At 74.4% G+C, this 23,990-nt stretch carries 18 protein-coding genes; 13 read left to right on the top strand and 5 right to left on the bottom strand.

Annotated elements, in window-relative coordinates:
* The gene (locus ABD345_RS33385; RefSeq protein ID WP_344557699.1) at window positions 1-564 is read right to left on the bottom strand and encodes a DUF3090 domain-containing protein; all 564 of its coding nucleotides are present in this window, start codon (window positions 562-564) and stop codon (window positions 1-3) included.
* 124 nt (window positions 565-688) lie between these two features.
* The gene (locus tag ABD345_RS33390) at window positions 689-1,390 is read right to left on the bottom strand and encodes a histidine phosphatase family protein (protein WP_344557701.1); all 702 of its coding nucleotides are present in this window, start codon (window positions 1,388-1,390) and stop codon (window positions 689-691) included.
* Window positions 1,391-1,454: 64 nt separating this feature from the next.
* Here ABD345_RS33390 and corA point away from each other — a divergent pair, with 64 nt between their 5' ends.
* Window positions 1,455-2,444, top strand: coding sequence for a magnesium/cobalt transporter CorA (gene corA, locus ABD345_RS33395; protein WP_344557703.1), 990 nt, complete (start codon window positions 1,455-1,457; stop codon window positions 2,442-2,444).
* A gap of 90 nt (window positions 2,445-2,534) precedes the next feature.
* Here corA and ABD345_RS33400 read toward each other — a convergent pair whose 3' ends face one another.
* On the bottom strand, window positions 2,535-3,836 hold the full coding sequence (locus tag ABD345_RS33400; RefSeq protein ID WP_344557705.1) for an ALF repeat-containing protein: 1,302 nt from the start codon (window positions 3,834-3,836) through the stop codon (window positions 2,535-2,537).
* 324 nt (window positions 3,837-4,160) lie between these two features.
* Window positions 4,161-5,339, bottom strand: a complete 1,179-nt coding sequence (locus ABD345_RS33405; RefSeq protein ID WP_344557708.1) for an ALF repeat-containing protein — start codon at window positions 5,337-5,339, stop codon at window positions 4,161-4,163.
* Between the two features lie 1,014 nt (window positions 5,340-6,353).
* On the opposite strand from ABD345_RS33405, the gene ABD345_RS33410 reads away from it, so the two are divergent.
* The 10 genes from ABD345_RS33410 to ABD345_RS33455 all read left to right on the top strand — a co-directional run bounded on the left by ABD345_RS33410 (window position 6,354) and on the right by ABD345_RS33455 (window position 18,543).
* On the top strand, window positions 6,354-7,643 hold the full coding sequence (locus ABD345_RS33410) for a condensation domain-containing protein (protein ID WP_344557712.1): 1,290 nt from the start codon (window positions 6,354-6,356) through the stop codon (window positions 7,641-7,643).
* A gap of 183 nt (window positions 7,644-7,826) precedes the next feature.
* On the top strand, window positions 7,827-10,310 hold the full coding sequence (locus ABD345_RS33415) for an ATP-grasp domain-containing protein (protein WP_344557714.1): 2,484 nt from the start codon (window positions 7,827-7,829) through the stop codon (window positions 10,308-10,310).
* Window positions 10,307-11,608 carry an MFS transporter gene (locus ABD345_RS33420; RefSeq protein WP_344557716.1) on the top strand — a complete coding sequence of 434 codons (1,302 nt, stop codon included), beginning with the start codon at window positions 10,307-10,309 and terminating at the stop codon, window positions 11,606-11,608. The genes ABD345_RS33415 and ABD345_RS33420 overlap by 4 nt, the downstream gene beginning before the upstream one ends.
* A gap of 62 nt (window positions 11,609-11,670) precedes the next feature.
* On the top strand, window positions 11,671-11,997 hold the full coding sequence (locus tag ABD345_RS33425; RefSeq protein ID WP_344557718.1) for a hypothetical protein: 327 nt from the start codon (window positions 11,671-11,673) through the stop codon (window positions 11,995-11,997).
* A 31-nt stretch (window positions 11,998-12,028) separates the two neighbouring features.
* On the top strand, window positions 12,029-12,727 hold the full coding sequence (locus tag ABD345_RS33430) for an SDR family NAD(P)-dependent oxidoreductase (protein WP_344557720.1): 699 nt from the start codon (window positions 12,029-12,031) through the stop codon (window positions 12,725-12,727).
* A 1-nt stretch (window position 12,728) separates the two neighbouring features.
* Entirely contained in the window at window positions 12,729-14,150 is a 1,422-nt protein-coding gene (locus ABD345_RS33435; RefSeq protein WP_344557722.1) for a long-chain fatty acid--CoA ligase, read from the top strand.
* Window positions 14,147-14,770, top strand: a complete 624-nt coding sequence (locus tag ABD345_RS33440) for a DapH/DapD/GlmU-related protein (RefSeq protein WP_344557724.1) — start codon at window positions 14,147-14,149, stop codon at window positions 14,768-14,770. The genes ABD345_RS33435 and ABD345_RS33440 overlap by 4 nt, the downstream gene beginning before the upstream one ends.
* A 63-nt stretch (window positions 14,771-14,833) precedes the next feature.
* Complete coding sequence (gene cmlS / locus ABD345_RS33445) at window positions 14,834-16,561, top strand: chloramphenicol-biosynthetic FADH2-dependent halogenase CmlS (protein ID WP_380275606.1); 1,728 nt, start codon at window positions 14,834-14,836, stop codon at window positions 16,559-16,561.
* A gap of 2 nt (window positions 16,562-16,563) precedes the next feature.
* The gene (locus ABD345_RS33450; RefSeq protein WP_344557726.1) at window positions 16,564-17,103 is read left to right on the top strand and encodes an RBBP9/YdeN family alpha/beta hydrolase; all 540 of its coding nucleotides are present in this window, start codon (window positions 16,564-16,566) and stop codon (window positions 17,101-17,103) included.
* Window positions 17,104-17,262: 159 nt separating this feature from the next.
* The gene (locus ABD345_RS33455; RefSeq protein ID WP_344557728.1) at window positions 17,263-18,543 is read left to right on the top strand and encodes a cation:proton antiporter; all 1,281 of its coding nucleotides are present in this window, start codon (window positions 17,263-17,265) and stop codon (window positions 18,541-18,543) included.
* Between the two features lie 30 nt (window positions 18,544-18,573).
* On the opposite strand, the gene ABD345_RS33460 is transcribed toward ABD345_RS33455, so the two are convergent.
* On the bottom strand, window positions 18,574-19,620 hold the full coding sequence (locus ABD345_RS33460) for an LLM class F420-dependent oxidoreductase (protein WP_344557730.1): 1,047 nt from the start codon (window positions 19,618-19,620) through the stop codon (window positions 18,574-18,576).
* 273 nt (window positions 19,621-19,893) lie between these two features.
* Here ABD345_RS33460 and ABD345_RS33465 point away from each other — a divergent pair, with 273 nt between their 5' ends.
* Both ABD345_RS33465 and ABD345_RS33470 read left to right on the top strand, forming a co-directional pair.
* Window positions 19,894-20,871 carry an aldo/keto reductase gene (locus tag ABD345_RS33465; protein WP_344557732.1) on the top strand — a complete coding sequence of 326 codons (978 nt, stop codon included), beginning with the start codon at window positions 19,894-19,896 and terminating at the stop codon, window positions 20,869-20,871.
* A gap of 31 nt (window positions 20,872-20,902) precedes the next feature.
* A complete protein-coding gene (locus tag ABD345_RS33470; protein WP_344557734.1) occupies window positions 20,903-23,176 on the top strand; it encodes a helix-hairpin-helix domain-containing protein in 2,274 nt (757 codons plus the stop codon).
* Window positions 23,177-23,990 lie beyond the last annotated feature (814 nt).

A 23,990-nucleotide genomic window follows, 5' to 3' on the forward strand; every position in this document is an offset into this window, starting at 1 on the left:
TCAGCGCCGGTAGCCGTTCGCGCGCGGGCACAGGTGGCCCTCCGGGTCGAGCGGGAGGTTGCAGAACGGGCAGGGCTTGCGGCCGGCCGCGACCAGGTCCAGGGCGCGCTTGGCGAACACCCGGGCCATCGCGCCGCTGAGCCGCACCCGCAGCAGGTCGGGGCCGTTCTCGTCGTCGAAGACCTCGGCCTCGTTCTCCTCCTCGGACTCCTCGACGAACGCCTGCGCCTCGACCACCAGGCACTCGTCCCGGGCGTCCCAGGCCAGCGCCATCGTGCCGACCCGGAACTCCTGCTCCAGCGGCAGGTCGAGCGGGGCGGTGTCGAGCAGCTCGGCGGGGGCGACGGCCGGGATCGGGGCCTCGCCGCCGCTGCGCCGCAGCGCCTCGTCGAGGACCTCCTCGATGCGCTCGGCGAGCGCGGCGACCTGGGTCTTCTCCAGCAGGACGCTGGTGATCCGGCCGCGCGAGGAGGCCTGCAGGTAGAACGCGCGGGCGCCGGGCTGGCCGACGGTGCCCGCCACGAAGCGCTCGGGCTGGTCGAAGAAGTGGACCTGACGGGACACGCTGCTCGCTCCGGAGGGGGGTTGCGGTCTTCTCGATCTCACCCTACGGCCAAACCGACCCGGCGCGGCACACGGGGCGGTCGGTTCCCGTGCGTGCCCGGAGAGTTGGCCGCCTTGACGGGGTTCAGGCGGTGGCGGTGCCGGTCTCGCCGCCGACCACCGCGTCGTCCCCGGCCGAGTGCCCCTGCGGGCGCGGGGCCAGCGAGGCCAGCGAGCCGGTGTCGCCCAGGCGCAGCAGGTAGGGGCGGTGCGGGGTGTAGCGGATCGCGGTGACCGAGCAGGGCTCGACCGAGATCCGCTGGAAGTGGTCGAGGTGCAGGCCGAGGGCGTCGGCGACGATCGCCTTGATCACGTCGCCGTGGGTGGCGGCCGCCCAGAGCGCGTCCGGCCCGTGGTCGACGGCGACCTTGTCGTTCCACTCGCGGACCGCGTCGACGGTGCGGTGGCTGAGCGCGCGCAGCGACTCGCCGCCGGGGAAGGCGGCGGCCGAGGCGTGGTCCTGGACGGTGCGCCAGAGCGGCTCGCCGGCCAGCTCGGACAGCGGGCGGCCGGTCCACTCGCCGTAGTGGCACTCGCCGAGCCGCTCGTCCAGCTCGGGGGCGGCCAGTTCGGGGCGGGCGGCGAGCAGCGGCTCCAGGGTCTGCCGGCAGCGCTCCAGCGGGCTGCTGACCAGGCGGGCGACCGGCAGCCCGGCGAGCCGCTCGGGCAGCGCGGCGGCCTGGGCCCGGCCGGTGTCGTCCAGGTCGACTCCGGGGGTCCATCCGGCGAGGATCCCGGCGGAGTTGGCGGTGGAACGGCCGTGGCGGACGAGCAGCAGGGTGGGCATACCTGAAAGGGTACGGGGTCGGACCCCCTCCCCGCGGGCCGCCCGTTCGGTCACAATGGCGGTCATGATCGTGGATTGCGGCACCTACCGGGACGGCAAGCGCACCCGGGGCCCCGAGGACTTCTCGGAGGCCCTGGCGGAGGTCCGCGCGGCCGGGGACGGGTTCCTGTGGATCGGCCTGGCGGATCCCACCACGGCGGAGTTCGACCACGTCGCCGAGGAGTTCGGCCTGCACCCGCTGGCGGTGGAGGACGCGGTGACGGCGCACCAGCGCCCGAAGGTCGACATCTACCGGGACTCGGTGTTCACCGTCCTGAAGACCGCCGCGTACCACCAGTCGGACGAGACGGTCTCGATCGGCGAGCTGATGATCTTCCTGGGCGACTCGTACGTGATGACCGTCCGGCACGGCCCGGAGAGCCCGCTCAAGGACCTGCGGGCCACCCTGGAGGAGCAGCCCGAGTTGCTCGCGCACGGGCCGGCCGCCGTGCTGTACGCGGTCTGCGACCTGGTGGTCGACCAGTACCTCGACGTGGCCACCGAACTGCAGACCGACCTGGACGAGTTGGAGGAGCAGATCTTCTCCCCCGGGCGCTCGCGCGGCGCGGCCGAGCGGATCTACGGCTTCAAGCGGCAGGTGGTCGGCTTCCGCAAGGCGACCTTCCCGCTGATGGAGCCCGCGCTGCGGCTGACCCGGGTCGGCGCCGACGTGCAGGTGCCGTTCGTCGCGGCCGAACTGCGCCCGTACTTCCGGGACGTGGCGGACCACCTGGCCAAGGTCAACGAGGTGGTGGAGAGCCTGGACCGGCTGCTGTCCGACATCCTGTCCGCCAACCTGGCGCAGGTCAGCGTGCAGCAGAACGACGACATGCGGAAGATCTCGGCGTGGGCCGCGCTGGCCGCGGTGCCGACGATGATCGCCGGCATCTACGGGATGAACTTCGAGCACATGCCGGAGCTGCGCCAGCCCTGGGGCTACCCCGCGGTGCTGGTCGTGATGGCGGGCGTCTGCGTCGGCCTGCACCGGCTGTTCAAGCGGGCCGGCTGGCTGTAGCCGGCTCCTCGCCCGCCCCCGGGCCCGTTCACCGGCCCGGGAACGCGCGGAGGGCCGCCCGGCGGGTGCCGGACGGCCCTCCGCGGTGCGTCAGGACTGCTGGCGGCGACGGGCGACCACCAGGGTGCCCGCACCGAGCAGGATCGCGGTGGCGCCGCCGACGGTCAGGCCGCCGATCGGGGCGTCGGTACCGGTCGAGGCCAGCTCGGTGGCGTCGGCGGTGATGCCGTCGTCCAGCGTGACGTCGGTGAGCTCGCTCTTGGGGGTGCTCGGCAGGGTCGGCACGTTCGGGTTGCCCAGGCCGTCGTCCTGCGACTGGCCGGCCGCCGCGTCCCGGGCGCGGGCCTCGTCGAGGCCGCTGGTGAGGAAGTTGAGCAGGGTGTACTGGTCGCCCTGGTCCAGCGCGGCCTGGGCGGCCTTGCGGACCTCGGGGCCGCCGTTGGTGGCGGCCTGGCTGACCAGGTCGATCAGGTCGGCCAGGAAGTAGTCCGGCACGTGGTCCAGGAAGTTGATCACGTCGGCGTCGCTGCCGGCCAGGGCCGCGTTCGCGGCGTTCCGGACGTGGTTGCCGATGCCCGGGGTGGAGAGGATCGCCAGGACCGCGGAGCGGTTCTCGGCGGCCACCATCGACGGGTAGTCCACGGCGATGAACTCGTCCATCGCGGCGGCGTCGGTGCCCTGCTGGACGGCCTTGGCCTTCACGCGGATCGCGTCGGAGGTGTTGGGGTTGTCGATGATCTTCTGGAGCTGGGCGCGCTTCTGGTCCAGCTCCTTCTGAGCGGCCTCCTTCGCGACGATCTGGCCCTTCTCGACCTCCAGGAAGTGGCGGACGGCCTCGACGTCGCCCGCGGCCGCGGCGTGGGCCGCGGCGTAGTACTCGTCGCTGTGGCCGAGCTCGGCGATCGCCGCCGCGAGGTCGGCGCGCAGCTTCTCCTCCTCGCTCTGCGTCGGCTCGCCGGTCGGGGAGCCCGTCGGGCCGCCGGTCGGCTCGCCCGTGGGGCCGCCGGTCGGCTCACCGGTCGGAGTGCCGGTCGGCTCACCTGTCGGGGTGCCGGTCGGGTCGCCCGTGGGGTCACCCGTCGGGTCGCCCGTGGGGTCACCGGTCGGGTCGCCCGTGGGGTCGCCGGTCGGGTCGCCGGTGGCGGAGGAGGACGCGGAGGCGCTGGCGTCGGCGGTGACCGCGGCGAACGCGGCCTTGGCCTGCGGCGCGGACGGGGTGGCCTCCGGAGTGCTGGGCGCGTCGTCGGTCGGCTCGGCGTCCGGGGTCGACACGTCCGGCTGGGACTGGCCGACCGGGCCGGTGTCGGCCACGGCCTGGGTGGCGCCGAGAACGGTGGGCGCGGAGACGGCGGCCACGAAGACGGCAGCGGCGAGTGAGCGACGGATGCTCAAGATTCCCCCCTGGGAAGCGAGTCGTACGACGACAGCCGCCGCGGGACCGAACCCACAAGGCGGCGAACCGGGCGATCGTATCGGAACCTTCCCGCCCGGCAAAGCGAGATCTTTCCTCCCTCTTTGCGATCGGGAAGAGTCGCAGGTCAGAACGGATCCGGCCACTACCGGTCAGTCAACTCCGCGGCCCGCGGCCGTGTTCCGCCCGGCCGGACGGTTCGTCAAGGGCCGGATCCGGCCATCCCCCCGGAACCCGCGGCCGTCCCTCCGGAACGCGCGGACGGCCGCCCGGCGGGTGCGCGGACGGCCGTCGGTGACGGTGCGTCAGGACTGCTGCTGCCGGCGGCGGGCGGCCACCAGGGTGCCCGCGCCGAGCAGGATCGCGGTGGCGCCGCCGACGGTCAGCGCGCCGACCGGGGCGTCCGTGCCGGTCGAGGCCAGGCCGGTGGCGGTGGTGGTGCCGGTGGCCGTGGTGGCCGTGGTGCCGGTGGCGGTGGTGCCCGTCGTGCCGCTCCCCGCGGTCTGCGGGGCGCCCGCGGCCTCGTCGGAGACCGGGGTGACCCCGGTGCCGCCGCCCTGCTGGCCACCGCCCTGCTGGCCGCCCTGCTGCTGGCCGCCGGACGCGGCCGCGTCCTTGGCCCGGGCCTCGGCGAGGCCGGTGGTGATGAAGGCGCGCAGGGCTTCGGGGGTGCCCGCGTCCAGCGCCGCGCCCGCGGCCTTCCGCACCTCCGGGCCGCCGTCGGACATCGCCCGGGAGGCCCGCAACAGGTCGTCCTGGAAGCGGAGTTCGGGCAGCTGCTCGATGAACGCGGTGACCGCCTCGTCGCCGCCCTCCAGGGCGTCCAGCGCCGCCTGGCGCAGCCGGGCGCCGATGCCCGGCTCGTCGGCCAGCTGGGAGATCCTGACCCGGTCGTCGGAGAGCAGGAGCGCCGGGAGCTCGACGTCGAGGAAGTGGTCGATCGCCGCCCGGCTGCCGTCGTCGAGTGCCTTCCGGCCGGCCAGCCCGATCCGGCTCTCCGACCCGGCCCGGTGGATCGCCTGGGAGATCTGGACCCGCCGGTCGCTGTAGTGGATCTCCGTCAGACCGGTGTCGAGGAACTGCCGGATCTCCTCGGCGGTGCCGCCCTTCGCGGCCGCCACCGCCTCGTAGTAGTAGCCGGAGTGGCCCGGTTCGGCGAGCAGCGCGTCCAGCCGGGCCCGCAGCGCGGCCTCGTCGAGCGCGGGAGCGGCGGGCTGGGAGGGCTGGGCGGGCCCGGACGGGGTCTCCGACGCCTCCGAACCGGCCGGGGCGGCCGGGGTCTCCGAACCGGCCGGGGCAGTCGGCGCGGACGGGGCTGCCGGGGCCGGGGTGGCCTCGGCGGGTGCGGCGTCCGGCGCGGACACGTCCGGCTGGGACTGGCCGACCGGGCCGGTGTCGGCCACCGCCTGGCCGGCGCCGAGAACGGCGGGCGCGGCCACGGCGGCGACGAAGACGGCGGCGGCGATCGTTTGACGGATGCTCAAGTTTCCCCCCGGGGAAGGCAGTACGCGCGGGAAGCGGCTCCGCCGGGACTGCTCACCGGCGGCGGACGCGGGAGATCGTATCGGAACCTTCCGACCCGCCACGGCGATTTCTTTCCCGGTCCTTTGCCCACCACTGACCCCGCCACTGCCCCCGCTCCCGACCCGCACGAGCGGGCCCGGGCGGGCCCGGGCGGGCCCGGGGTCGGCGGCAGGAGCCGCGGGCCCGGGTCGGACCGGCGCCGGGGGGTTCGACGTCGAGGAAGCGGCCGGTCGCCGCCGGTCCGCCGCCCTCGAACGCCTTCCGGTCGCCGACGCGGCCCCGTGCGTTCGGAGGGTGTTCACCGGAACGCGGATCGAGGCATTTCTGCCGTATGGGCGAGGTGTCGTGGGCTGGGCCGGTGTGGGACGGAACGTGCACGGTCCGCGGCGGTGCCGTTCCGGGTCCCGCCGGGGTGCCGCGGGAGCGGGCCCGCGGCGCGGGGAGGGGCGTCCGCGCTGGTCAGCGGCCCGGCGGGGCGGCCGTCACCGGCCCGGGCGCCCCCGGACCGCGGTCGCGGAAAGGGACCGGATCTCCGGACCGCCCATTTGTTAATGGGAGGTTTCCGAGCGGCGCTCGGCACCGTAACGGTTCGGCGGAAACCGCATAAGTTGAACCTTCCCGGCATGCCCGGGCCGGAGCGCCGCTTTCCGGCGGGGAGCCGGGCCGTCCGGACCGGGCCGCCAGGCGGGGAAAGGGTGCTGCGTGTACCCGCATTCCGCCGGAGGGTGCCGGGAGGGACCAGTGGTGCACCGAGTGTGATCGAAAGTCTTGTCCGGCGCTGCCCCGCGTTGCTATAAATGGGCATCCGCCGGTTACCGGCGCGGCCAATCCCGATCGGATGCCGGCCGCTCGATCCGTTGACTACCGGCGCGGGCTGATTCACGCAACGAAGCGTGCTTGGCATCTTCTCATCGAAGCGCCCCGTTCCTTCGCTCCACCAATGCGCAGAATTATTCACTGCAAGGTGCGTTGTCATGCAAAATTCTTCCGCTGTCAGTGGACCAGCCACTTTCGGTCAGCTCTCGCTCTGGCGTTCCATCGCGAACATCCCGCCCACCGCCTGCAACCTCCCCCAGACCTGGGCCCTCCCCCCGGGCACCGACCCGGACGCGGTCGGACGTGCCCTGGAGCGCCTGGAGGCGCGCCACGAGTCGTTGCGCACGCGGTACGCGGAGACCGCGGAGGGCGGCCTCGTCCAACTGGTCGAACCGGCCGCGCCCGCCGACCTCGACCTGGTCGAGGGGGTGCCCGCGGAGGTGTCCGCGGAGCTGGCGGCGGTCCCGTTCGACCCGACGGCGGACCGGCCCTGGCGGGCCGCGCTGGTCACCGAGCGGGGGGTGCCGACCGCGCTGGCGATCTGCTTCCACCACATCGCGGTGGACGCCTGGGCGATCAACCAGTTGCACGAGGAGTTCGGCGTCCTGGTGGCGGGCGGGGAGCTGCCCGGCGCGGCCCCGAGCTGTCGCGAACTGGCCGCCGAGCAGTGGTCCGAGGCCCGCGCCAACCGCCGCCGGGCGGCGCTGCGGCACTGGCGGCAGGTGCTCGCCGACGCCCCGCCGATGGCCCGGGACGCGGCCCCGGAGGCCGTCACCAGCCGGTGGGCCAGGCACGGTTCGGCGCCGGCCGGCGAGGCGGTGCGCACGCTCGCCGAGCGGCTGGGCGTCTCGGCGCCCTCGGTGCTGCTGGCGGCCTTCTGCGCGGCGCTGGCGCGGCACACCGGCGAGGAGCGGGTGCTGGTCGCGGTCTACGCGAACAACCGCAGCGACCCGCGCTGGGAGGGCCTGGTGGCCGCCCAGAACCAGATCATCCCGCTGCTGGTGCAGACCACCCCCGACGAGGAGTTCGGCGCCTTCGCCACCCGCGTCCACTGGGAGCTGATCCGCTCGTACAAGCACGCGGCCTACAACGTCGACGACGCGCTGCTGGCGGGCGCGGAGAACGGCTACGAGGGCACCGTCAACGGCTCCTTCGCCGGGTCGGTCAGCGGTTTCTTCCGCTACTTCTTCAATTACCTCGGCGATTACCAGCGGGACCAGACCCCGGTGAACTCCGCGATGGAGACCGGTACCGGCGGGCGCAACATCGGGGCCCCGCTCTACCTGCAGGTACAGGACGGCGACGCCCTCACCAGCACCCTGCGGGAGAATTCCTCCTCGGCGGACTTCAAGGTGGTGACGGAGATCCTGCTCGCGCTGGAGGACGTCCTGGTCTCGGCCGCCGCGAACCCGGCCGAACCCGCCGAACCGGTCGATTCAGCCGAATAGCACTTCCGCCCCGCCGCGTCCCTTTTCCACCGGATTCCCGCTCCACCGCGCCCCCCTTTTCCGGCGCGCGCCCTCCGGCACCGGAATTCCGGGGATCCCGCTTCCGGCCGTCCCGTCCCCGGCTCCTTTTCCGCGCCACCGCCTTTTCCCTGTCCCAGCTCCGCCGTTCCCCCGGGAGGGGAAGTGTCAGATCACCTCGTCGTCCTCCACCGCTGGAGTGACAGTTACGCGGACTACGGTTCCTACCTGGACCACCGCACCCACCGGGTCAGCTACGTGACGACCCGCCGGGGCGCGCCGGCGCTGCCCGCCGGGGCGGCCGCGGTGCGGATCGTCGACAGCACCGAGGACGGCAAGGCGGTGCGGGAGGCCGTGGCCGCGCTGGTCGAGGAGTTCGGCCCGCCCGCCCGGGTGGTGGCGCTGCACGAGGTCGACCTGGACATGGCGGCCGAACTGCGCGAGGAGCTGGGCGTCCCGGGCGAGCGCTCGGAGGGGCTGGCGCCGTTCCGCGACAAGCTGGTGATGGCCCGTCGGCTGGCCGCCGCCGGGGTGCCCGTCCCGGCGACCGAGCCCGCGCCGGACCACGCCGCGGTGCGCGCCTTCGCCGCCGTGCACGGCTGGCCGGTGCTGGTGAAGCCGGTGCGCGGGACGGCGAGCGCGGGCGTCACCCGGCTCGACGGCGAGGCCGAACTGGCCGCCTACGCCTTCCCGCCGGACGTGCCGGTGCTGGTCCAGCCGTACCTGCCGCACGAGGTGCTGCACGTGGACGGCGTGGCCACCGGGACGGGGCTGGGAGCCTGGCGGGCATCGAGCTACCTGAACACCTGCCTGGAGTTCACCGAGGGGACGGCGCTCGGCTCGGTCGAGCTGGACGACCCCGAACTGCTGGCCGTGATCGGCGAGTTCACCGACCGGGTGACGCGCGCCCTGTCGGACAACGCCTGGGTGTTCCACCTGGAGCTGTTCCTCTCCGGGTCGCCGGAGGCCCCCGAGCTGCAGGTGCTGGAGGTCGGCGCCCGCCCGGGCGGCGCGGAGATCCCGTTCCTGTGGCGGGAGGTGCACGGCGTCGACCTGATGGCGGCCGCCTTCGCCGTCCAGCTGGACGCGCCGCTGCCGGAGGCGGCCCGCACCGGCGGCGGCCCGTCGGCCGGGGAGCGCGGCGGCTGGCTGCTGGTGCCCACCCCGGCCGTCCGCCCCTGCCGGGTGACCGCCGCCGGGAGCCGGGTCGGGACGGAGGCCGGGCCGTACACCGAACGCGTGCCCGTGGTCGGCCAGTTGCTCGCCGACCTGCCCGGTTACGAGCACTCCGGCGCCCGGTTCCGCTTCCGCGGCGCGAGCAGCGCCGAGGTGCGGGCCGCGGTGGAGCACACCGTCGCCGCCTTCGACTTCCGGTGCGCGCCGGTCGACCCGTCCGAGCCCGACCTGGTGGTGCTGGTCGGCAGCGGCGGCCGGGCCTACCGCGAGTACGCCTTCGAGGCCGCCGCCGCCCGCGCCGAGCTGGCCCTGGTCACCGCCACCGGCGCCGACTGGCAGCAGCGCTACCTGACCGGCCACCAGCAGGTGGACGCCACCACCCCCGAGGAGCTGGTCCGGGCGATCGGCGCGGCCGCCGCCGGGCGGACCGGCCGGGTCGGCGTGTTCACCTGGGACGAGGTGCTGCTGGAGGCCACCGCCGAGGCCGCCCACCGCCTGGGCCTGCCGCACATGTCGCCCGGGGCGGCCCGCAACTGCCGCGACAAGCTCGCCACCCGCCGGCTGCTGGCGGAGGAGGGCGTCGCCGGGGTCGGCCACGCCCACGTGCACGGCCCGCAGGAGGCGCTGGCCGCCGCCGCGGCGATCGGCTACCCCGTCGTGGTGAAGCCGCGCTCGCTGGCCGGCAGCGTCGGCGTGGTGGTCGCCCCCGACGCCGACGGGCTGCGGGCGCTCTACCACCACGCCTCCGACGCCGCCTACCCCGGCCTGGACGCGCTGGACGGCCTGGTGCTGGAGGAGTACCTCGACGGCCCCGAGGTCAGCGTGGACTCGGTGGTCCGGGACGGCGAGGTCCGCCCGGTGAACGTGGTGCGCAAGCGCCTCGGCTACGTCCCGTTCTTCGAGGAGGTCGGCCACCTCGCCGCGCCCTGGCGGCACGAGCCGTGGGCCGAGGAGCTGGTCGAGCTGGTCACCGCCGCCCACCGCGCGCTGGGCGTCACCACCGGCGTCACCCACGCCGAGGTGCGGCTGACCGCGGCCGGCCCGCGGCTGGTCGAGCTGAACGGCCGCCTCGGCGGCGACTTCATCCCGCTGCTGGGCCGGCTCGCCAACGGCGTCGACCTGACCGCCGCCGCCCTGGACCTCGCCCTCGGCGCGGAACCCGACCTCACCCAGCCGTACGACCGCTGCGCCGAGGTGCGCTTCCTCTACCCCGCGCACGACGGCACCGTCCGCGCCCTGGACACCGCCGCCGCCGCGGCCGTGCCCGGCGTCGAGCGGATCGTGCCGCTGGCCGGGCCCGGGACGCGGCTGCTGCTGCCGCCGCGCGGCATCGTGCCGCGGCTGGCCGCCGTGATCGCCACCGGCGGGACCCCCGAGGAGTGCCGGGAGGTCCTGGACCGCGCCGAGACCCTGGTCCGCGCCGAGGTCGAGCCGCTGCCCGCCGCCCCGGACGGCCGCGAGGAGGGCCGGTGAGCGGCGTCCTGCGCAGGCTGCTGAGCACCTACACGCTGCCCAGCCGGGGCGGCCGGATCATCGCCTCCGGCGTGGTCGTGTACGCCAGCAGCAGCGGCCTCTACCTGGCCGGCGGCACCGTCTACTTCCTCAAGGGCGCCGGCCTGAGCACCGCCCAGATCGGCACCGGGCTGACCATCGCCGGGCTGGTGGGCTTCCTCACCACCGTGCCGGTCAGCCTGCTGGCCAACCGCTGGGGGCCGCTGCGGCTGCTGCGCCTCCTCCAGGTGTGGCGGGCGACCTGGTTCGCGGCGCTGGCCTTCACCCACGACGTGTACACCTTCACGCTGTTCGCCTCGCTGTTCGCGATCTCGCAGGGCCCGGTCTTCCCGATGGTGCAGCTGCTGGTGAACGGTGTCGCCGGGGAGGCCGACCGGACCCGCACCCTGGGCGTGATCAGCTCCGTCATCAACGTCGGCATGTCGGTGGGCGCGCTGGCCGCCACGCCGTTCCTCGCCGTCGGCGGCACCGGGATGCTGCGCGCCGTGCTGCTGATCGGCGCCGTGCTGTGCCTGTCCGCGGCGGGCGTGTTCGGCCTGCTCCGGGGCGAACCCGCCGCCGCCCCGGTCGAGAAGGCCCCGGCCCGCTGGCACGCCGGGCTGCTGGTGGTCGGCCGCGACCGCCGCTACCTGGGCCTGACGGCCGCCAACGGGGTGGTGTTCCTGCACACCGTGCTGCTGGGCATCGGCCTGCCGCTGTGGATCGTGCAGTCCACCAACGCCCCGGTCGGCATCCTGAGCGCGCTGTTCGCGGTCAACACCGGTCTGGCGATCGTCCTCCAGGTGCCGTTCGCCAAGAACGTCAAGAGCACCCGGGACGGCACCCGCGCGCTGCGCAACGCCGGCCTCGCGCTGGCCGCCTTCAGCCTGCTGCTGATCGCCACCATGCACACCGACCGCTGGCTGACCATCGGCCTGCTGGTGGCCGCGACCGCCGTCCTCACCTGCGGCGAGCTGCTCCAGGGCGCCGGCGGCTGGGAGCTGTCGTACCGGCACGCGCCCGAGGAGCGGCGCACCGAGTACCTGTCGGTGTTCAACCTGGGCACCTCGGCCGCGGGCATCGTCGGCCCCGCCCTGCTCGGCCTGCTGCTCGCCCGGGAGACCGCCGGGCTGCTGGCCCTCGCCGTGCTGTTCCTGGGCACCGCCGCCGCGGTGAGCGTGCTCGGCGGCCGGCTGGCCCGGGCCGAACTCCCGCAGCGGGACGCGTCCGCGGCCGAGCCCGCGGACGGACCGGCGGCCGAGCCCGCCGCCCAGCACTGAGCCACTCCCCCGTCCCTGCCGCCCGCCGGGCGCAGGCCCTGACCGATCTGAGAGGAACCGCCATGGAGGACCAGCTCCTCGAACTGCTCGTCGGCGTCGTCGACGAGTTGAACGAACGCCGCGAGGAGAAGATCCCGACCGAGGACCTGCGGGAGGTCTGCCTGTACGGCGACGCCGGAGTCTTCGACTCGATGCACCTGGTGAACTTCCTGGTGCTGGTCGAGGAGGCGCTGGAGGACGAGTTCGACGTCGAGATCTCGCTCACCTCGGCGAAGGCCGTCTCCCGCCGGGTCAGCCCGTTCAGCAGCGGCCGCCGCCTGATCGACTTCATCGAGGAGGAGCTGGCGCTGGCCCGCGGCGAGGGCGAGCTCGCCGGGCAGGGCGCCTAGGGCGGACGGCCCCGCGGCCGACAGCACAGACATGATCATCCTGATCACGGGCACCCGCACCGGCATCGGCAAGGCCCTCGCCCGGCACTTCCTCGACCTCGGTCACCGGGTCGTGGGGTGCAGCCGACGGCCGTCGACCATCGAGCACCCGGAGTACACCCACCACGAGGCGGACCTCACCGACCCCAAGCAGGTCAAGGCGATGTTCCGCTCGCTGCGGGCCAGCCACGGCTCGCTCGACGCGGTGGTCAACAACGCGGGGGTGGCGACCATGAACCACTTCATGCTCACCCCCGACGAGACCGCCCGGCACCTGTTCGACGTCAACTTCTTCGCCGTCCTCAGCTGCTCCCGGGAGGCCGTCAAACTCCTCCGCCGGAGCACCGAGCCGTCCCCCGCGATCCTCAACGTCTCCACGGTCGCCGTGCCGTGGGCGCTGGAGGGCCAGCTGCTCTACTCCGCCAGCAAGGCGGCCGTCGAGCAGCTGACCCGGGTGATGAGCAAGGAGCTGGCCGAGTTCGGCATCCGGGTCAACGGACTCGGGCTGCCGCCGGTGCGCACCGTCCTGACCCGGACGGTGCCGGCCGAGAAGATCGACGCCCTGGTCCAGCGCCAGGCCATCAAGCGGATGTGCGACACCGACGACGTCGTCGGGCCCGTCGAGTTCCTCCTCTCACCGCAGTCCCGGTTCGTCACCGGCGAGACACTATTCCTTGGCGGAGTGCACTGACGTGACGTACGAAACAGCCGAACCCCACGACCCGCACGACCTCCCCGGGCTCCCGGGCCGGTCCGAACTCCTCGACCGGCTCGACGAGTTGGGCGACCGCACCGCCGTCGTGCACGGCGACGAGCGGTACGGCTACGCCGAGCTCGCCGACGAGGTGCGGCTGCGGCTCAAGGAGCTGGACGCCGCCGGGGTGCGGCCGCACCAGGCCGTGATCCTGAACGGCGACTTCTCGTTCCGCTCGATCGCCGCGCTGCTCGCGCTGCACCTGCACCGCGCCGTGGCCGTCCCGGTGGTCACCCTCACCGAGGCGACCCTGGCCACCGTCACCGAGTCCTGTTCCCCCCGCCACCTGCTGCGGGTCGGCGCGGACGGGGTCACGATCGAGCCGGTGGCCGGCGTGTCCGACGCCCCGGCGGCGGGCTACGCCGGCCTGGTGGAGCGCGGCGCGTCCGGCCTGGTGCTGCTCAGCAGCGGCAGCACCGGGGCGCCGAAGGCGATCCTGCACGACCTGGACGCGCTGGTGCTGGAGAAGCTCGGCAAGCGGCCCCGGACGGCCGGGCGGCCCGCCCCGATCCTGATGTTCCTGCTGTTCGACCACATCGGCGGCATCAACTCGCTGCTCGGCGTGCTGCGCCTGGGCGGCACCGCGATCCTGCCCCGGCAGCGCACGCCGGAGGAGATCTGCGCGCTGATCCAGGAGCACCGCATCCGGCTGCTGCCGACCAGCCCGACCTTCCTCAACCTGATCCTGATCGCCGGCTTCCACGAGAAGTACGACCTGAGCAGCCTGCGCATGATCAGCTACGGCACCGAGCCGATGCCGGAGGAGCTGCTGGCCCGGGTCGGCGCGGCCTTCCCGGCGGCCCGGCTGCTGCAGACCTTCGGCACCAGCGAGACCGGCATCTCCACCACCACCAGCGAGTCCTCCCGCAGCACCTTCTTCCGGATCGAGGACCCGAGCGTCGAGCACCGGATCGTCGACGGGGAGCTCCAACTCCGCAGCAGCACGCAGTTCCTGGGGTACCTCAACTACCCGAGCGACTCGATCACCGAGGACGGCTGGTTCCGCACCGGCGACCTGGTGGAGGAGAACGCGGACGGCTACCTGAAGATCAAGGGCCGGGCCAAGGAGGTGATCAACGTCGGCGGCGAGAAGGTCCTCCCGCTGGAGTTGGAGTCGCTGCTGCTGGCCAGCCCGATGGTCGCCGACTGCACGGTGTACGGCCGCCCCAACGCGATCACCGGCCAGTCGGTCTGCGTGGACGTCATCCCGGTGGGCACGCCCACCCGGGCCGAACTGCGCAAGCACGTGGTCGCGTTCCTCACCGGCCGGGTCGACCCGTTCAAGATCCCGACCAAGGTCAACCTGGTCGAGGCCGTCACCGTCTCCGAGCGGTTCAAGAAGAAGCGGATCCTGCCGTGAGCGGCCTGCTGGCGATCGGCGCCGGGAAGTTCGCCGTCGAGCTGGCCCGGTACGCGCGGGAGGCGGGCCTCGGGCCGGTCGAGCGGTACCTCGTCCTGCCGGACGAGGAGGCGCACGCCCCCGCCGGGCTGCGCGTCCCGTTCGACGGGTACCGGCCGGAGCCGGGCACCCGGGTGCTGCTGGCCACCGCCGACCCGGTGCGGCGGCGCGAGCTGATCGACGGCTTCGTGGACGCGCACGCGCTGGTCGCCGAGAGCGTCGTGCACCCGACCTCGGTGGTCGACCCGGCCGCGCTGACCGGGCCCGGCACGGTGGTGGGCCCGTTCTGCCACGTCGGCGCGGGCGTCGTCCTCGGCGCGCACACGGTCGTCCACAACCACTGCAGCATCGGCAACCACTCGACCGTCGGCGCCAACAACTTCCTCGCGCCCAACTTCCACTGCGGCAACAGCGTCACCGTCGGCGACGACAACTTCTTCGGCCTGAGCTGCACGGTCGCCCCCGGGGTGACCGTCGGCAGCGCGAGCCGGTTCCAGGCCGGCCTGGTGCTGTTCGAGGACGCACCGAGCCGGCACAGCCACCTCACGGCGAGCCGCGTCAAGGCGCTCCCGCTGCCCTGAGCGGCCACCGCCCCAGGTCAGGAACCCCTCCCGAACCACCCCACAGAAAGGCACCACCCCACCATGAACCGAGCCAAGGTCGCCGTCATCGGAGCAGGCCCCGGCGGCTGCGTGGCGGCGCTGAGCCTCCAGAAGCTGGGCCACGACGTCGAGGTGTTCGAGAAGGGCCGCTTCCCGCGCTACCGGGTCGGCGAGTCCTTCCTGCCGGGCACCCTGTCGATCCTCAACCGGCTCGGCCTCCAGGAGAAGATCGACGAGCGGAACTTCGTGAAGAAGCCCTCCGCGACCTTCCTGTGGGGCCAGGACCAGGCCCCCTGGACCTTCTCCTTCGCCACCGCCCGCACCGCCCCGTGGATCTTCGACCACGCCATCCAGGTCAAGCGCGAGGAGTTCGACCAGCTGCTGCTGGACGAGGTCCGCGAGCGCGGCGTCTCCGTCCACGAGGGCACCGCCGTCGCCAAGGTGGACGTCTCCGCCGCCGACCGGGTCACCCTGACGATCCGCGACGGCGAGGGCGAGGGCGGGGGCACCCGCACCGCGGAGTACGACTTCGTGATCGACGCGGGCGGCGCGGGCAGCCCGCTGGCCCGCCAGCTCGGCGTGCGCCGCTACGACGAGTTCTACAAGAACTTCGCGGTCTGGAACTACTTCAAGCGCAAGGACCCGTTCGAGGGCGGCCTCAAGGGCACCACCTACTCGATCACCTTCGAGGACGGCTGGGTCTGGGTCATCCCGCTCAAGGACGACGTGCTGAGCGTCGGCATCGTGGTCGACCGCTCCAAGGCCGCCGAGGTCAAGGAACTCGGCCCGGACGCGTTCTACCGCCAGACGCTGGCCAAGGCCACCCGCGCGGTCGCCCTGCTGGGCGACGCCGAGACGATCGACGAGACCCGGATCGTCCACGACTGGTCGTACGACTCCGAGCACGTCTCGGCCGGCCGCTACTTCCTGGTCGGCGACGCCGCCTGCTTCACCGACCCGCTGTTCTCCCAGGGCGTGCACCTGGCCACCCAGTCCGCGGTCAGCGCCGCCTCCGCGATCGACCGGATCACCGGCGACCCGGAGGAGGCCGAGGCCGTCCACGCCTGGTACAACCGCAGCTACCGCGAGACCTACGAGCAGTACCACGAGTTCCTGGCCTCGTTCTACACCTTCGCCTCCTACACCGAGCCGGAGTCCGAGTTCTGGCTCAAGCGCCGGATCACCGAGTCCGACGACGAGCGGCTCAGCCGCAAGAAGTGGTTCGAGCGCCTGGTCGAGGGCGGCGCCGCCAACTCCACCGGGTCGGTGGCCGACTTCCGCGACCGCGCCGCCACGATGATCGCCATCGGCCGGCACCAGCGCAACGAGCTCAGCTCGGAGTTCTCCGACGACGAGCTCAACCCGGCCCGGGTGCAGTGGATCGGCGCGCTCACCAAGCAGCTCAACCGGATCACCCGGCTCGCCTGGACCGGCGAGGAGGTGCTGCTCAAGCCCTACTACAAGGTCGAGCCGCACTCCTTCCGGCTGGAGCGCAAGGAGGTCCTCGCCAACGAGGACGGCCTGGACATGATCAAGTTCCCGCTGGAGGAGGTGCACCGGGAGATCTTCCAGCTGGTCACCAAGGAGACCGTCGGGTACAAGAGCCTGATCAAGCAGCTCAACGACACCGGCAAGCAGGAGATCAGCTCGCAGATCGTGATCCGGCTGATGGAGGCCGGCCTGCTGACCGGCTACGACAAGAACGACGAGCGGGTCGTCGTCCAGGACCGCCTGCGCTTCGACGGCGTCGGCGTCGAGTACGAGGTCTGACCATGAGCACTCCCACCCACGTCTTCATCGCCGGGATCGGCAACTCCGGCCCCGAGCACTGGCAGTCGCTCTGGCGCGACCGGACCGACGGCGCCGTCTGGGTCGAGCACACCTCCTGGGACGAGCCCGAGCGGGACACCTGGGTCGCGGAACTCGACGCCGCCCTGCGCGCCGTCCCGGGCCCCAAGGTCCTGGTCGCGCACAGCCTCGGCTGCACGCTGGTGGCCGAATGGGCCGCCGAGCACCGGGACGAGGACGTCACCGCCGCGCTGCTGGTCGCCGTCCCCGACGTCGACGGCCCCGAGTTCCCCACCCAGGCCACCGGCTTCGACTCGGCCCGGCACGGCCGGCTGCCGTTCCGCTCGCTCGTGGTCAGCAGCCAGGACGACCCGTACGGCTCCCCGGAGCACGCGGCCGCCGACGCCGAGCTCTTCGGCGCCGAACTGGTCGACGTCGGCCACCGGGGCCACATCAACGCCGAGTCGGGCCTCGGCGACTGGCCCGAGGGCCGGGCCCTGCTCGACCAGCTGCTCGGCGGCTGACCCGCCCGCCCGCCGCACCCGTGAGAACGGCGGCCCCCGGCCCACCGCCGGGGCCCGCCGCAGCATGCCCAGCTCCGCGTTACCAGCTCCGCGTTACCCGCTCCCGCGCGCCGCTCCCCGCGTGCCGCTCCCCACGCCCACGGCAGGTTGGAGAACCCCGTGTCCGCCGCCCAGTCGATCTCCGTCACCGCGCTCAGCGGTCTCGCCCTCGCCCTCGCCGTCGGCGTGGGCGTCACCATGCTCTGCCGCCGCTTCGGCCAGCCCGCCGTGGTCGGCGAGATGGCCGCGGGCATCTGCCTCGGCCCCAGCCTGCTCGGGCTGCTCCCCGGGAACCTGCCCGCCCACCTCTTCCCGCCCGAAGCCCGCCCCTACCTGAGCATGGTCGCCCAGGTCGGCCTGCTGCTCTTCATGTTCGGCATCGGCTGGGAGTTCGACACCCGCTTCGTCCGGAGCCGGCTCGGCTCCGCCGGGACGATCTGGGCGACCTCGCTGACCGTCCCCCTGCTGCTCGGCTTCCTGCTCGCCGGCACCCTGGAGCACCCGCTCCTCAGCACCAGCGGCCGCCCGGTCTCCGACACCGGGTTCGCGCTCTTCTTCGGCCTCGCGATGTCCATCACCGCCCTGCCCGTGCTGGCCCGCATCGTCGCGGACCAGGGCCTGCGCGGCACCCGCGTCGGCAACCTCTCGCTCGGCCTGGCCGCCGCCGACGACCTGCTCGCCTGGTGCATGCTCGCCGTCGTGGTCGCCCTCACCAACACCGGCGGCGCCGGCGGCTTCCTCGGCGTGATGGGCTGGTCCGCGCTCTACCTCGCCGTCCTGTTCGGCCTGGTCCGCCCGCTGCTGGCCGCCGCCGCGGCCCGGATGCGCTCCCGGCACCTGCCGTACGCCGCGCCGCTGGTCGCCGCCGGCGTCTTCCTCTCCGCCTACACCACCGCGCACATCGGCATCGACGCGATCTTCGGCGCGTTCATCTTCGGCACCGCGATGCCCCGGCCCGAGCAGAGCCTGCTCCAGCGCGCCGTGCACGCCCCGTTCGAGTCGGTCAGCCGCCTGCTGATGCCGGTCTTCTTCGTGGTCACCGGCCTCTCCGTCGACCTCACCACCCTCTCCCTCGGCGGCTTCGCCCAGGCCGGCCTGATCATCCTGGTGGCCTGCGTCGGCAAGCTCGGCGCCGTCACGCTGTCCGCCCGGGCCACCGGCACGAACTGGCGCGACGCCACCGTGATCGGCGCGCTGATGAACACCCGGGGCGTGACCGAACTCGTCCTGCTCAGCATCGGCCTGAACCTCGGGCTGCTCACCGTCCCGCTCTACTCCTCGATGGTGCTGATGGCCCTGGTCACCACCGCCCTCGCCGCCCCCGTCATCAGGGCCGTCACCCGCAAGCCCGCCCAGCCGGCCGAGGCCGAACCCGAACTCCTGGAGGCCGCGGCCGGCTGAGCCGGCCACCGGCCGGGCCGGGCCGCCGGGTCAGGCGAGCCCGGCCCGCTCCAGGGCCTCCACGCCGGTGCGCAGGGCGGCGATCCGCTCGTCCAGGGTCCACCCGGCCGGGGCGAGGGTGAGGGTGCTGACGCCCGCGGCGGCGTACGCCTGCATGCGGTCGGCGATCCGGGCGGTGTCGCCGAGCAGGGCGGTGGCGTCGATGAACTCGTGCGGGACGGCGGCCGCGGCGGCGGCCTTGTCGCGGGCGAGGTAGTGGGTCTGCACCTCGTCGGCGGCCTGCTCGAAGCCCATCCGGCGGGCGAGTTGGCTGTAGAAGTTCTTCTCCTTGCTGCCCATGCCGCCGAGGTAGAGGGCGGTGTAGTCGCGCAGGGTGTCGGCGGCGGCCCGGACGTCGTCGCCGACGGCGATGTTGACGGTGGGGCAGAGGTCGAAGCCGTCGAGGGTGAGCCCCGCCCGGGCCCGGCCCGCGGCGAGGGCGTCGACGGAGAGGGCGGCGTGCTCGGGGGCGAAGAACAGGCCGAGCCAGCCGTCGGCGATCTCGCCGGTGAGTTCGAGGTTCTTCGGGCCCATCGAGGCGATGTACAGCGGGACGCGCTCGCGGACCGGGTGGACGGTGAGCTTGAGCGGCTTGCCGGGGCCGCCGGGCAGCGGGAGCGTCCAGTTCGGGCCGTCGTGCACCAGGCGCTCGCGGGACATCGCCTTGCGGATGATCTCCACGTACTCGCGGGTGCGGGCCAGCGGCTTGTCGAACTTGACGCCGTACCAGCCCTCGGAGACCTGCGGGCCGGAGACGCCGAGGCCGAGCCGGAAGCGGCCGCCGGAGAGGGTGTCCAGGGTGGCGGCGGTCATCGCGGTCATCGCGGGGGTGCGGGCCGGGATCTGGAAGATCGCCGAGCCGACGTCGATCCGCTCGGTCTTCGCCGCCACGTAGGAGAGCACGGTGGCGGCGTCCGAGCCGTACGCCTCGGCGGCCCAGCAGACCGAGTAGCCCAGGCGGTCGGCCTCCTGGGCGACCGCGATGTTGTCGGCGTCCAGGCCGAGTCCCCAGTAACCGAGGTTGATCCCGAGTCGCATGTGCCCAAGCCTTCCAGTCGGGTGGTGCGGGTGAGCGTAGTCGCCTGCCGGACGTCATGCTACTGACCGGTAAGGGTGGTGCGGGTCACAGCCCCGGCGCGCGCGGCGGCGCGGCGCGCGGGTGATCCCCGGCCCCGGGGGGTTTCGCCGCTACCCTCACAGCACGTGGGGGCAGCCACCCCCGCGGCACCCCGGGGGCACCGCCCCCGACCTGCACCATCACTACTTGCCGCACCATCGCCACTTGGCGCAGCCGGCTTGACGGAGGGCGCGATGGAACAGCGACGGCTCGGCCGCACCGGCCTGCGGGTCTCCCGGCTCGGCCTGGGCACCCTCACCTGGGGCCGGGACACCGACGAGCACGAGGCCGCCGAGCAGTTGAAGGCGTTCGTCGACGCGGGCGGCACCCTGGTCGACACCGCCGACGTGTACGCCGACGGCGGCGCCGAGTACCTGCTGTCCCGGCTGACCGACGGCCTGGTGCCGCGCTCCGAGCTGGTGATCGCCACCAAGGCCGGCGCGCTGCCCGGATCGCACCGCCACGACACCTCCCGCGGCCACCTGCTGACCGCCCTGGACGCCTCGCTGCGCCGCCTGAACACCGACCACGTCGACCTGTGGCAGGTGCACGCGCACGACCCGGCCACCCCCACCGAGGAGACCCTGCACGCGCTCGACCTGGCGGTCGCTTCCGGCCGGGCCCGGTACGTCGGGGTCTGCCAGTACAGCGGCTGGCAGCTGGCCAAGTCCGCGGCCCGGCAGCACGCGGCGCCCGGCGGCACCCCGCTGGCCTCCGTCCAGCTGGAGTACTCGCTGCTCCAGCGCGGCATCGAGCGCGAGGCGCTGCCCGCCGCGCTGGACGCCGGGGTCGGCCTGCTGGCCTGCTCGCCGCTCGGCCGGGGCGTGCTGACCGGCAAGTACCGGCACGGCGTGCCGCCCGAGTCGCGCGGCGCCTCCCCGCACCCCACCGGATCGGTGCAGCCCTACCTGGGCGAGACCTCCCGGCGGATCGTGGACGCGCTGGCCACCGCCGCCGACGGGCTCGCCTCCACCCCGCTCAAGGTGGCGCTCGCCTGGGTCCGCGACCGCCCCGGCGTGTCCGCCACCCTGCTGGGCGCCCGCACCGCCGCCCAACTGCAGTCCTCACTGTCGGTCGAGGCCCTTACGCTTCCGGGTGAGATCCGCGCTGCGCTGGACGACGTGTCGGCCCCGGTGCACCGCTACCCGGACCAGGGCTGGACGGAGCTGTAGCCGTCCCGCCCGTCGAAGGAGCCTTCCCGCGATGACCACCCCCGAGGAGCGCCCGGCCGAGAGCCAGGCCGAGCCGACGGCTGCCCCGACGACCGGCGGGGAGGGCGCCCCGGCTGCCCCGGCCGGCCAGGAGAGCGGCACCGCTGAGCGGCCGGCCGGCGCGTCGCTCACCGCCGAACAGCGGGCCGCCAAGGTGGCCGAGCTCGCCAAGGCGATCGGCGCGATCAACGCGAACGACATCGTCGCCCCGCCCCCGCCGCCGCGCGAGGTGGCGGACGCGCCTTCCGAGGAGCCGGAGGCCGAGCCGGAGTCGGCCGAGGAGCCGGAGCCGGCCGGAAGCGCGGACGGCGAGCCGGCCGAACAGTCCGCTCCCACGTCCGCGTCCGCGTCCGCACCCGGGCCCGCTCCCGCCGAACGCCCGGTCCGCCGTCCGGCCGCCGCGCGGTCCGAGGCGCCGCTCGACGACGCGCAGCGGGCGGCCGCGCTGGCCGCCGTCACCGAGGCGCTGGCGGCGGGCGGCGCGCCCGCCGACCTCGCGCCCACCGCGCTGGCCGCGCTCGGCGAGGGCGCGGCCGAGCAGTTGCGGGCGGACCCGTGGGCGGTGCTCGCGCTGCCCGGGGTCCGCCCCGAGCACGCCGACGGCTTCGCGAAGGGCCTGCTCGGCCCCGCCGCCCGGCCGGACGACCCGCGCCGCGCCCAGGCCCTGGTGACCTGGCTGCTGGAGCAGGCCGCGCTGCGCGGGCACTCGGCGCAGGAGCTCGGCGAGGTCGCCGAGGCGCTGCGCGCCCAGCGGGTGCCGGACCCGGAGGGCGCGCTGGGCGCGGTGCTGGAGGACGGGCGGGTGATGCCGTTCCAGGAGGAGCTGCCGCTGCCGCCCGGCAGCCACGACGAGGACGAGGAGCCGCCCGTCCGCACCATGCTGGCCCTGGAGCGCCTGGCGCTGGCCGAGGAGAGCCTCGGCGAGGGCCTGGTCCGGCTGCTGTCCACCTTCGCGCCCGGCGGGGACGCCGCCGCGCGGGAGGCGGACGGGGAGACCGGGGGAGAGGCGGAGACCGAGACGGAGGCGGCGGGGACGCCGGACGGGGGCGTGGCCGCGGAGGGCGTGGCCGGGGAGCCCGTCCGGCCCGGTCCGGCCGCCTGGGAGGAGGCTGCCGCGGCGGCGCCCTCGCGCTCCGCGCAGGCGCTGCTCCGGGCCGTGGCCGACTCCGGCCTGGTGCTGCACACCGGCGGCGAGGCGGCCCGGGCCGAACCGGCCGCGCTGCTGCACGCCACCGCCGCCCTCGGCCTGCGGACCTGGGCCGCCACCTGGACCGGCCAGGGCCGGGACGCGCTGGCGGCGCTGCTGCCGGCCGGCTCCCCCACCGCCGGGCGGATCGGCACCCTGAACGACCTGCTGTACGGCGCGGACGTGCCGCGCGCGGTGGACGGCACCCTCGAACTGGACGTCCTGGTGGTGCTGGACGCCCCGCTGCTGGACGTGGAGACCGCGGCGACGCTGCTGGAGGCGCTCGCCGACGGCGCCCGGCTGGTGCTCTCCGGGGATCCGGGCGGCCTGTGGTCGGCCGGCCCGGGCCGCTTCTTCGCCGACCTGCTGGCCGCCAAGCCGTGCCCGGTGGTGTCGTCGCTGACCCCGGACTTCGGGCCGATCGGCGAGCTGGTCTCCGGGGTCGGCGTCGGCGAGCTCCAGCCGGTGGACGCCCCGGACAAGGAGGTGGTGATCCTCACCGTGCGGGACGGCGGCGAGGCCGTGCACCGGGCCGTCCAACTGCTCACCGACTCGATCCCGCGCGCGCTGTCCGTCCCGTCCGAGCAGACGGTGCTGCTGACCCCGGGCCACGGCGGCCCGGCCGGCACCCGGGTGCTGAACGCGGCCGCCAAGGCCCGGCTGAACCCCGGCCCCGGCCGGTTCGGCGGCTTCGACCCGGGCGACCGGGTGGTGCACTCCCCCGCGCTGGGCGTCAACCTGCCCGGCCGGGTGCTGGACGGCGACGCGAGCGGCCTGCACGTGGAACTGGCCGACGGCGGCCGGCTCACGCTGACCCCGGCGCAGGCCGGGAAGCTGCGCCACGGCTGGGCGGTGACGGCCCACCAGGCGGTCGGGCGGCGCTGGCCCGCGGTGGTCGTGGTGCTGCCGCCGGAGGCGTCCGGCCAGCTGACCAGGCAGTGGGTGTACTCGGCGTTCGGCCGCGCCGAACGGCACCTGTCGGTGGTGCACGCGGTCGGTCCGGCGCTGCACCAGGCGGTCGCGGAGCGGCCCGCGCAGGACCGCACCACCCGGCTGCGGTCGGTGCTCACCGCGCAGTAGCCCGCGGGGCGGCCGTTGCCGTCCGGCCGGCGGTGGGTGGCTGTGGCTGGTTGGGCCGCGGGTGCGGTGGCGGGACTCGCCCTCCGCCGCACCCGCGGCACACGTACACGCTGCTGCCGGGCCAGCCGTTCGGCGGGCTCGGGTGGAGGAGAGCCGCCGCAATCCCCCTGGCGCCTCAGCGTCGAAGCGCTTTTCGTCCCTCGCCCGCCGTGGACCGGCAGCAGTCCCCCGTGCGACGTACGGCCACATCGGCGACCGCATTGCGGCGCTCCGCTCCCCCGAGCCGGAGCACCTGAATGCGACTCCGTTGCTGTCCGAACGGTAGTCGAATGCGGACTTGTTCGGGCGGGAATTGTTCGAAGTGATCCAGCTCACGCCGTAATTTGACCGCCGAGTGACAAGCAGGGAAAACGGGCGGTGGGCCGGGAGGGCCGCGGCAGCGGCAGGAGCGCGGAAGGCCGCGGAAGCGCGGCGGAAAGCGCCGGAAAACGGTGGGGGGAGGTTCCGGACGGGCGGATCCGAATCACCTCGGCCCCGCATTCCCGGGGATCTTCCGCCCTCTCAGAAGACCCCGTGGACCCGTCGGGCTCCCGCCGGGCGCGCCCGGCGCGCGCCGGGGCGGGCGCGAGGCGCGGCGGGGTCTCGGGGCGGGACGGCCGTACGGGCGGGCCCCCGGCGGTCCCCAGCGGATCCGGGCGGTGCTGGGCGGCCGCGGGCGGCTCGGGGCGGGTGCGGGGCGCGGCGGGGCCGGACGCGGGCCCCCGGCCGGGGCGGGCGGCGGCGGGGCGGGCCAGAGCTCGTCGATCTCGTCGTC

The sequence above is a fragment of the Kitasatospora saccharophila genome, assembly GCF_039529925.1.
Lineage (GTDB): Bacteria > Actinomycetota > Actinomycetes > Streptomycetales > Streptomycetaceae > Kitasatospora > Kitasatospora saccharophila.

Coding starts and splice junctions, on each gene's coding strand:
- ABD345_RS33450 (WP_344557726.1), top strand. CDS start 16,564: ATGAGCACTCCCACCCACGTCTTCATCGCCGGGATCGGCAACTCCGGC.
- cmlS (WP_380275606.1), top strand. CDS start 14,834: ATGAACCGAGCCAAGGTCGCCGTCATCGGAGCAGGCCCCGGCGGCTGC.
- ABD345_RS33465 (WP_344557732.1), top strand. CDS start 19,894: ATGGAACAGCGACGGCTCGGCCGCACCGGCCTGCGGGTCTCCCGGCTC.
- ABD345_RS33425 (WP_344557718.1), top strand. CDS start 11,671: ATGGAGGACCAGCTCCTCGAACTGCTCGTCGGCGTCGTCGACGAGTTG.
- ABD345_RS33470 (WP_344557734.1), top strand. CDS start 20,903: ATGACCACCCCCGAGGAGCGCCCGGCCGAGAGCCAGGCCGAGCCGACG.
- ABD345_RS33390 (WP_344557701.1), bottom strand. CDS start 1,390: ATGCCCACCCTGCTGCTCGTCCGCCACGGCCGTTCCACCGCCAACTCC.
- ABD345_RS33460 (WP_344557730.1), bottom strand. CDS start 19,620: ATGCGACTCGGGATCAACCTCGGTTACTGGGGACTCGGCCTGGACGCC.
- ABD345_RS33430 (WP_344557720.1), top strand. CDS start 12,029: ATGATCATCCTGATCACGGGCACCCGCACCGGCATCGGCAAGGCCCTC.
- corA (WP_344557703.1), top strand. CDS start 1,455: ATGATCGTGGATTGCGGCACCTACCGGGACGGCAAGCGCACCCGGGGC.
- ABD345_RS33410 (WP_344557712.1), top strand. CDS start 6,354: ATGCAAAATTCTTCCGCTGTCAGTGGACCAGCCACTTTCGGTCAGCTC.